This window comes from Desulfobacter sp. (genome assembly GCF_050177295.1).
The window spans coordinates 1-10,354 of sequence record NZ_JBFXHE010000132.1 but is presented as its reverse complement, the minus strand read 5'-3'; the positions used below and the strand labels follow the sequence as shown (position 1 = coordinate 10,354).

5 protein-coding genes are annotated in these 10,354 nt (G+C 50.5%); 1 reads left to right on the top strand and 4 read right to left on the bottom strand.

Features of this window, described 5'->3' with window-relative positions:
* Positions 1-91: 91 nt before the first annotated feature.
* The 4 genes from AB7U36_RS11040 to AB7U36_RS11025 form a co-directional block, all read right to left on the bottom strand.
* Entirely contained in the window at positions 92-3,625 is a 3,534-nt protein-coding gene (locus tag AB7U36_RS11040) for an SDR family NAD(P)-dependent oxidoreductase (protein WP_428159831.1), read from the bottom strand.
* Positions 3,626-3,690: 65 nt separating this feature from the next.
* The gene (locus AB7U36_RS11035; RefSeq protein WP_428159830.1) at positions 3,691-7,722 is read right to left on the bottom strand and encodes a beta-ketoacyl synthase N-terminal-like domain-containing protein; all 4,032 of its coding nucleotides are present in this window, start codon (positions 7,720-7,722) and stop codon (positions 3,691-3,693) included.
* Positions 7,723-7,839: 117 nt separating this feature from the next.
* Positions 7,840-9,414, bottom strand: coding sequence for a PfaD family polyunsaturated fatty acid/polyketide biosynthesis protein (locus AB7U36_RS11030; RefSeq protein ID WP_428159829.1), 1,575 nt, complete (start codon positions 9,412-9,414; stop codon positions 7,840-7,842).
* A 143-nt stretch (positions 9,415-9,557) separates the two neighbouring features.
* Entirely contained in the window at positions 9,558-9,695 is a 138-nt protein-coding gene (locus AB7U36_RS11025) for a hypothetical protein (RefSeq protein WP_428159828.1), read from the bottom strand.
* 84 nt (positions 9,696-9,779) lie between these two features.
* Between AB7U36_RS11025 and AB7U36_RS11020 the strand changes: the two genes are divergently transcribed.
* On the top strand, positions 9,780-10,354 hold a 575-nt coding region (locus AB7U36_RS11020; protein ID WP_428159827.1), incomplete at its 3' end, for a class I tRNA ligase family protein.

The following is a 10,354-nucleotide window of genomic DNA, read 5'->3' as shown; positions in this document are numbered from 1 at the left end:
TGTCTATAAAATTTTTCATAAGCAGTTCCTGTTTGTATTTTAAAAGTATTCGATCTACCTTTATTATACATGAGGAACTGCTTCGTTCATATCACGGTTTATTGGGTTGCGGGTTTCCCGCCTTAGATAGTTTTTTAACCTTCTTCAAATCGGTTTCAAGGGTTAAGGCCTGCAGGGAAAAACAAAAATTTTTCATTTCATATATACAGATCCCATCCACACACAAGGTACCGTCAGCCGTTGCCCTGCAACCTGTTTCATCCATGGAACACGCACTTATATGGGCCTGGACAACAATGTTTGAGTTCGAACGGATAATCTGTCCCCGGTATATCCATTCATGTTCATGGTTTTCATCAATTGCCGGTGTAAACTGTTCCGGGTCAAGATCGAATTTTTTGATCATGAAAAATCGGATCAACTGGAGGAATGATTCTATGCCCAGGGAACCCGGGCAGACCGGATCCTGATAAAAATGGGCATGGAAGAACCACTCATCAGGATCCACTTGTTTTTCACCCTGGATCAGCCCCTGGCTGTGCAACCCTGCGTTGAAATCAAGGAAGGTGATTTTGTCTATCATTCTCAAGGCTTTTCCCGGCATTCCCGTATTGGGGCCGATATTTTGATCTTCCGGGGTTAGGGGCGCATGGTCTTCAAGCAGGATTTCAGATTGAGGGCTGTTTTTTTCAAGCGCCAAAAACGCTTCGGGTTTCCTGATTCCCACTTGTTTGGATAAGGCATCAGCCGTAAAAAATCCAAAATTGGTGAAGCCTGTGTAAACGGATTCCCCCTTGTTTTGCACATCCATATCAAAGTTCTGGATGATCATGCCGCCGGCCTTGGACACGTCAGTCATTCTGACACGGATTTTTACCCACCCCGACGTTCGGGTCAGGTTTTTGACCAGTCTGGCTTTTCCCCCAAGGTTTCTGAAATGGAGGCGGTCTTCCATAGTAAGGGCTGCGCCGCCATAGGCCGCAAGCCAGCCACAGGGTTGAAGGGCCACTTCAAGGAGAATACAAAAAGGCATGGTCTCACTATGGTTGGCTGTGAAATACCATGCGTTTTTATCAATTTTATACCTGCTTTCTATCCACCCGCCAGGTGCGGTTTGCCAGGCTGGGTGGTCTGCTTTTGTCACCGCGTCCATAAAAAAGTAGGGCGGTCTTGGCAATCTTGCAATTTCACGCGCTTGATCAAAAATTTTATAGGGTTCTCCAAACGCCTCGGATGGATTGCCCTGGGCAAAGGCTAAAATTTTATCCCGGTCAAACAGGGGGATGGATTTAAATTTATCAAGCAGCCCCGGGTCCATGATGGCTTCAAATCCCATCATGCTTGCAATGATCGTTTTGTTTTCATCAAGGAATGTAAAATATCCTTTAATTTTGTGCTGATCATGGTGGTTGACCGTAAATAATATCCTGACCTTATGTCCGCTTTGTCTGGGAAAGGATTGAAATATTCGTAAATTGGCAAAGCTTGCGGGCAGACAGACCTGTCCGCAATTATGGAAGGTCCACAAAATCGCCGCCTGGAAGGCTGCATCCAGAACCATGGGGTCCATGGCCCATTGCCTTGCATGGGGTGTTTTATACCATGTGCTGATGTCTGGCACCGTGGTTGTCATCACCTCAATTCCCTTGGGCGATACGCCGGCAATGTCAGTAATGCATTGAAGGGCGCCTTCGTGGAAAAGAATGGTTTCATAGGCCTGATCCATGCTCATTCCAAAGGGTTCAAGGTCCATGGATGCTGATTTTGATAATACCGGAGGCTGGGAAAGTTTATCCGCTAATAACACCTGGGCCCTGGCATGGTGAATTGTTAATCCGTTTTTACCCGAGGAGGTAATACGGCCGGGTGTAAAGAGCTGATGATCTATGGTGACGCACTTTCCAATGTCCACCTGGACCTCTGTTTTGCCATTTCCCGGCACAATCCCTTTGAGCAGCTGCACCTTTTCCATTCCGGCAAATGTCAGGCCCGGATTGTTTTTTTCGGCACCGCAGGCCAGCAGCTCCACCATTAAAGCCAGGGGAACAACCGGTGCATTGTCAATTTTATGGTCTTCAATAATGCAACTGTCCTGGCTGCTGAAGGTCTGGGTCAAGGCTTTATTCATCACGGAAGCTGGGTCCGGCACCTCTGGAGATATGGTGCCCCCCACAACGGCCTCAACGCAGGATTTATCGGCATTGCCCATTTCAGCCACCATCTGGTGTGCGCCTGCCTGGATGGGGATCAGCTCAATATGGCGTTTTTCAAATTCCCGTTTCAGGGCGTCCGTGACCATGCCGCCGTCCCAGGGGCCCCAATTGATGGCTAACGCCCTGCAATGGGGAAGGGTAAGTTGTCTGGCCTGGCAAATTTTGTTGAGCACTTCATTGGCCATGGCGTAGTCGCATTGTCCGGTATTTCCAAATCTTGCCGCAACCGATGAGAACATGACCAGATATTTCAGTTTGTCTTGATCTACTGACGAAAGAAGCGCAAAAAGTCCGTTGATTTTGGTTTCAAACACATTTCTGAATTGGTCGGGTGTTTTTTCACAGATCAATTTATCTTCAAGAACACCTGCCCCATGAATCAAGGCGGTTACAGGACCTAACTGCCGGGTCACTTTTTTCATGGCCTCGTTGACAAGGCCTTTATCCCGGATGTCTACGCAAAAGTAGGCCACCTCATCGGCCCATTTTTGTATACGTTCCAGATTGGCTTTAATGTCCCGGTTTGAGGCAAAAAGGCGATACTGGGCCTCCACCTTGGCAGGTGTTGGTTTTTCTTTTTCAAAGGCATTGGCAAAGATGGCTGTTTTTATTTGGGCGGGGGTATCCATACCTTTAAGCCATGCTGGTTCGTCAAAAGGCGGTTTGGATCTTCCGAAAAGCGCTATTTTAGGGTGGCACTGTTTGGCAAGGGCAAGGGCACACGCCGCTGTAACGCCCCGGGCACCGCCGGAAATCACCACAACATCGGATCTGTCCAGGCAAATTTCCAGGGGTTCGCTGACTGGTTTGGATACAAGTTCGGGGATGTAACATTGTTCACCGTCAAGCCCCATTTCCACGGCGCCTCGGGTCATCATCAGCCCCACGGCGGCTTCAGCGTTCTTTTTTATGGCTTTTGTATCAAATGGCAGGTCAAGGGCCCGGCACAGGACCGGTTTCCATTCAAGGGCCGCTGTTTTGGCAAGGCCTGCCATGCCGCCGTAAACAGGGCTGATTTGCGGGTCAAGATTTTTAAAGCCAAAGCCGCCGCCAAGAAAGCTGATACATGCCATGAAGCTGCTGCCTTCCCTGGCACTTGCAGCCAGGTATGGCCCGTTTTTTGATGCCATGCGGAACGCCGTTAAAAGAAACTGACTGGCCAAAGCGTCGTCGCCGGGTTGACAAAAGGTGTCCGGTATAAGGACAAGCCCTGCTGCATCGGGCAGATCCGGGATGTTATCCGGGGTGGCATCGATAATCCGGGCGGCAAGTTTGAGTTTTTTAAACTCTTTTTCAAAAGCGATGGCAATGCCTGCACTATCCCTTGTCAGGTAAATGGTTTTACCCGAAGGCATGTGAATTCTTGCCCCATTATAGAAACGGATCTGATGGGTGGGGAAGGCTGTGAGCACAACTTCTTGCCTGGCAGGCCCTTTTAATTTTGTTTCTTTGGCCTGCCCGGCCTGGTTCTGGTCACTTATGGGGTCATGCGAAGTTTTTTTTTTGTGGCTTCTTTGGAAACCGGTGTTTGTTCAGGCGTCAGGTATTTTACGATATCGGACAGGGTTTTCAAGCTGCCCATGTCATCCGGCGATAACGCCCTGGATTCAGGTTGCTCCTGTTCAAGGCGGGACAAAATTTCAACCCGTTTGATGGAGTCAACGCCAAGATCCGATTCAAGGTTCATTCCGGGTTCGAGCATCTCCTGGGGGAACCCTGTTAACTCACTGATGATGTTAACCAGAATGCCAAGGGTATCTTTGGCTGGCGGGTTGTTTTTTTGCGCGTTGGCAATGGGGACGGCTGTTTGCTCAGGGGACGGGGGATTTCCCGGGTCTGTTTCAACCGCCGTGCAGATATCTGCCAGGGTTTTGACTGAACCCAGGCGTTGGGCGGATAGATCCTCTTTGTCAGGAAATGCTTTTTCAAGTTCTGAAATGATTTCAACTTTTTTAATGGAATCAACGCCAAGGTCTGATTCAATATTCATTTCAGGTTCTAACATTTCCACCGGGAACCCTGTTAAACGGCTGACAATTTCAAACAGGACATTTTTAACTTCCGGGGCAGGCGCCGCCGCTGCTGCCGATGGTTGGGGCTGCCGGATCTGGGGAGGCACAGGCTTGGGGGTTGTCTGTTGAATTGTTTTTTGAATTGATTGTAATGGGGCCGGTTCAGGCATCCGGGGCTGCTGGTAAGGCATGGCCTGTGCCGGGGCCGGAGACTGAATCACAGGGGCGGCCGGGGCCGGAGGGAACACCTGTCCACGGGTTTGTGACATCAGTGCGGCCAGGGCCTTGCTGGCCTGGGCCTGGGTTTCCAAAAACTTTTCGTGGGCCCGGGCGGTCTGGGCCTGGAGCTGCTGCATGGCATTGAGACCCTGGACAAGGATATCCGGGTTTGCCGGAACCTGATTTGCAGTCACGGGTTGGATTGGATTTGACATTGAATTTGACGTTGTCTGGACGTGGATATCGTTAAATTCAGGGTGTGGAAAAGATGTCATGGCATTTCCTTGTGTGGTGGATGTCTGTTGGGGTGAAACCGTCATATAAACAGATGAATCCTGGGCAATGTTTTCGTTTTTGGGGGGATGAATGGGGGGCTCTTCAACCGGATTCATTTCAGACGGGCTTGTTTCAGGTGTCCGGGGTTTTGGATTGGCTCCGTTGAGCATGATGACAAGTTTTTTAGACTCAGGCTGTGTCACATCCTCTTCCCAGGCAGAAAGATCCACAGGATGACTCATGGCTGCAAGGGCGCATAATCCCATCCCCAAATCCCGGATACCGTAATTTTTCCCGGCTGATTTATCCAGGGCAATGGTCTGTACATCCCGGTCTTTTAAAATGGATTTAATCAGCTCGCACAGAACAGATTTGGGCCCGACCTCCACAAAGGTGTCAACACCTTGTTCATGCATCTGTCTGATGTTACCAATGAAGTCAACGGGGTGAATCAACTGCTGTCCTAAAAGATCCTGGGCCTGGGCCAAATCCATAGGGTAGGGCGATCCGGTTGTATTGGACAACACCTTAATTTGTGTCGGCGTGATGGAAGCTTTCCGGGTCAAGGCATTGAACGGGGCTGCGGCATCTGCCACCAGGCGGCTGTGAAAGGCTGCGGCCACCGGCAGTCTGATGGCCCGCATTCTGCGGGTTTTGCAGATTTTTTCAGCGTTGAGAATGTGTTGGGTCTCCCCGGATAACACGCCCTGGGACGGGCTGTTCCTGTTGGCCAGAACAAGGTCGAGTTTCTCCGCTTCAATGAGGGCCTCGATCTGTTCAATGGGGGCCTGGATCGCGAGCATGCTGCCGGGATCACCTGCTTTTTGACCGGCCCTGGCCATGAAGTTGCCCCGGGCCGCCGAAAGTTCAAGACAGGTTTGGGCATCAATCCAGCCGGCTGCATATAATGCGCACAATTCTCCGTAACTGTGGCCGCAGGTCATCTGGGGCACCACCTTGAACCGGGAGAGAATTTTCAGCATGGACAAAGAGACCGCACCAATGGCTGGCTGGGCGATGCGGGTCTGGCGCAGGGCTGCCTCGGCCGATGTTTTATCCATGGCATATTCCGGCGGCGGATACATATAGGCGGACAGCAGCCCATGATCCTGTTGTCCTGCATCTGTATTACTGACACAGGACTGGGCCATATCAAGGATTTGAAGGCTTTCCGGAAAAACAGACATAATCTGACCGGCCATGCCGGTGTACTGGCTCCCCTGGCCCGGGAAAACAAAGCCCAGTTTTCCTGATGCTGCTCCCTTGCCCAAGAATATAGGCGGTTTGGCCGGTTGATCGCCATTGACCACATATTTTGCCTGGGTCATTCGTTCAAAAACATCATCCTGGTCAGTCATCAAAATCAATAACCGCAGATCATGGTCTGAACAGAATGATTTTCTGGATTGCGCTGCCTGCCAGGCAATGGCCTGGGTAACGGCTGCCTTGTCCCTGATATCATAGGTTTTTATGGTTTCAAAAATGCTACCCAGCTTTTCAACAATCTCTTCTTTGGTCTCCCCGGAAAACGCCATAATCTGCACTGTACCGTCCCAGGAGATATTGGTTTTTTCAGCAGAGTACTCTTCAAGCACGGCATGAAAGTTTGATCCGCCGAACCCAAAGGCGGAAACCCCGGAACATCTCAGGGAATTCAGCGTACTGTTGCCAATCCAAGGTCTTGAGACCTGGTTGAGATAAAAGGGGGAGTTTTGTATATCCAGATCCGGGTCAGGCGTCCGGGCTTTCAGTGTGGGGGGAATGACCTTGTGGTGCAGGGCCAGGGCCGCCTTGATAATGCCCGCAGCACCTGCTGCGGCTTTGGTGTGCCCGATCATGGATTTTACGGATCCCAGGGCTGTGGATGCCGCAGCGTTGTCCTTGAAAAAATTTTTCAGGGCAGTGAATTCAACCTTGTCACCCACCCTTGTCCCTGTACCGTGTGCTTCAATCAGCCCCACGGATTCGGGCAAAACACCTGCGTTGCCATAGGCGTTTTCCAGGGCCTTGATCTGTCCTTTGGCCTCGGGGGCATATATGGCGGAGGTGCGCCCGTCACTGGAGGTGCCCATGCCTTTGATGACCGCATAAATCCGGTCCTGGTCACGCTGGGCATCGGCCAGCCGCTTGAGCACCAGCAGACCGATGCCTTCCCCAAGCACGGTACCGTCGGCGTTTTCTGAAAAGGGCCGGGCGTCACTGGTGTGGGACAATACACCGGTTTTGGCAAAGCACATGTGCATGAAAATGTCATTGAGGGTATCCACCCCGCCGGTGATGGACATATCGCACTGTCTGGTTTCAAGTTCCATCATGGCCGTATGAATGGCGGAAAAGGAGCTGGCACATGCGGCATCACACACAGTGTTGGTGCCGGACAGGTCCAGGCGGTTGGCGATTCTTCCGGCCACCACATTGCCCAGAAGACCTGGGAATGAATTTTCCTGCCAACTGACATAGGATTGGCTGATCCGTTTTAATATGCTTTCCTTTTTATCCGGGGCAATACCGGCTGCGTCCAGAGCTTCTTTCCAGAATGGATGTCCAAGCCTTGCGCCAAGGGGGATCACCAGCTCCTGGGTGCCGGTTACCCCGAGGATGACATTTACCCGTTTTTCTTTCAGGCAGGCATGGCCCACAGGGTAGCCGGCATCGGCAAGTGCCATGCGGACCACTTCCAGGCTGAGAAGCTGGGAGGTGTCCGTGGCTTCAATGTTTTTGGGAGGAATGCCATAGGTTAAAGGGTCAAAGGCAATGTCCGGTAAAAATCCCCCCCTGCTGCAATAGGTATGGTCAGGAAAATCCGGATCCCCATTGAAATAATCTTTCAGACGCCAGTGCGAGTCTTCAGGTACTTGTGTTATGGCATCAATGCCGTTGAATACCAATCTCCAGAATTCCTTGAGGTTTCTGGATTCAGGAAAAATGCAGCCCATGCCGATGATGGCAATGGGCATCCGGGGACAGGGCGTCTGTGTTTCAGTTGCGGTTTTGGGTGTCATATATGAAATATAATATGGTTACGAGTTTAAAATATATTTTATCAAAACCTATATATACGGCACAGGGGCTCGGATCACCTGCAGGCAGGGAAATTGACAAAAGTTTTACATAGATATTTACATGGATTCAGAAGCGATCAGTTTTGTTATTTCACTGAGTTTCATGGGCGAAAAAAAACCTGCACCAGGGGGCAGTTCAATGCCCTGGGCCCTTGCAAATGCGGCCCGGGTGACAACACAGGCACCTGTGAGCAGATTCATGGCGATTTCTGCTGCAAACCGGTTGGTATGGGGTTCAAGAAAGCTGCCTTTGACCCATTGGTTGAATGCGCCCATGGCCGGGCCGCACCAGACCTGATAGTCCATTTTACGCTGGGTATTGCCCTGGATTGCCCACCTGGAAGACTGCCCGAGATAGGATCTGAAAACCAGTGCCATCTTATGTGCAGGGTTCTGCTCTGCACGGTCCACCTCCTGTTGATTTCCCCGGGACAGGAAAAAATCCCGGGTGGACTGCCATGCTGACTCAAATGAGGTGAATAAAAATTTATCCTCGATCTCCTTTTGGGCCCCCAGGGGAAGGTCTGAAAAACAGGTATAATTTTTGTAAAACTGATACAGCTTTTCTGCGCGGACAGGAAACAAAGTCCCGCGTTTAAGCACCTGAACCCGTGCGCCGATTTCAAACATGTCTGCGGAAGGGGCCATGGCAACATCCGCCTGTTCGGCCTGGCTGAGCAGTTTTTTAACGTCCTCGCAGATGCCGGCTTCCACACATGCTTGATTAATGGATCCGGTAAGGATATATGCAGCACCCATGCTGAAAGCGGCAGATGCGGATTCCGGCGTGGCAATGCCGCCGCCAAGCCCTACGCAAAGCGGGTGTTGAAAATTATAAGTTGCCATGGCTTCGTTCTTCAGGGCAATGAAGGTTGGTAAAAGCGTCAGGGCCGGGCGGTTATCCGTATGCCCGCCAGAATCAGCCTCGGCGGTAAGATCCTGGGCCATGGGGATTTGAGAGGCAAGCATGGCTTCATCTGCAGTAATCATCTTCAGGTCAACCAACCGGTTGAGCAGTTTTTCCGGCGGTGGTGCGAAAAACTGCCGGGCCACTTCAATGCGGGACACCTTTGCAATAACGCGGTTGGGGGTGACAATGGCACCCTGGTTGTCTCTATGGATGCCTTTGACACGATAATAGACTAAAGGCAGGGTGATGCGCAGGAATGCTGCCGCAGAGATCAGGGTCACCCCATGGTGAATATAGAGTTTTATCGTTGCCATTTCATGGTCCGGGTCTGCCAGGCTGTGGATCAGATTGAATCCAAACGGTTTGTCCCCCAGGCCGGCCTTAAGTTCAAGGATGGCTGTTTCAATTTGTGACAGGCCCAATCCGCCGGCACCGAAAAAACCGACCATCCCGTTTTCACCCATGGTCTTCACAAGTGCTGTGGATGCGATGCCGTTGGCCATGGCACCGGCCACATAGGCATATTTTAAACCATGGCGCCGTTTAAATTCTGAATTCCCAAGGTTTTTGGGAAGTATGGCCGGCACATAGATCTGGTCTGACAGCGAAGCCATATTGCTTTGTGACGGACGGCTGACATGTATGCCGTCAAAACTTTTTATAAGCAGTTGCGGACGGCTGATATTGTGAATGGCCCTAACTAAATCAAGTTGCGATGTCATAGTATTGTATTATCCCTGCTGGATGTTGTGCAAGATGTTATTTTATTTACAAACTGTACAATTTTCATTGCTGGCGTCTAATAGCATACCCAATGCCTGTAATCAAGATATGCCGCATCTGGTGATAAGAATTGCTGATGTTTTTACATGCGGTTCCCCTGGGTAAATTCCGCTAAATTCTTGACTTTTCCCTTTGCTGCCATTACAAAGAAAAGTTCGATAATAACATCCATGGGCTGACCTGGTCCAACAACACCCAGGCGCAACCCAAAACGAAACATGAAAGTAATTCAATAAGTTATTTTGACTTTCATATAAAAAAGACTTGAAACCGAATCCGAAAGGCAAAAGGAATTTTAAGAATAATGGATTATAAAAAAACACTGAACCTGCCTTCTACCCCATTTGCAATGAAGGCCAACCTGCCCCAGCGGGAACCCGAGATGATCAAGGACTGGGAACAGAAAAACATCTATAAAAAACTGCGGGAACAATCCAAGGACAAGCCCCTTTTTATTCTCCATGACGGTCCTCCCTATGCCAACGGCCATCTTCACATGGGCCATGCCATAAATAAAATATTAAAGGATATTATCATCCGGTCCCGGCAGATGTGCGGTTTTAACGCGCCTTATGTCCCGGGCTGGGACTGCCACGGCCTGCCCATTGAACACAATGTGGACAAAAATCTGGGCAGCAGGAAAAAGGATATGACGCCGGTGCAGGTGCGCCGGGAGTGCCGGGAGTATGCCGCGTCATTTGTGGATATCCAGAGAGAAGAGTTTAAACGCTTCGGGGTTGCAGGGGAGTGGGATGAACCTTACCTGACCATGAACTATCCCTATGAAGCACGCATCGCCAAAGAGTGCGGTGAATTCGGCCTGTCAGGGGATATGTTCCTGGGCAAAAAACCCATTTACTGGTGCTGCAACTGCCAGAC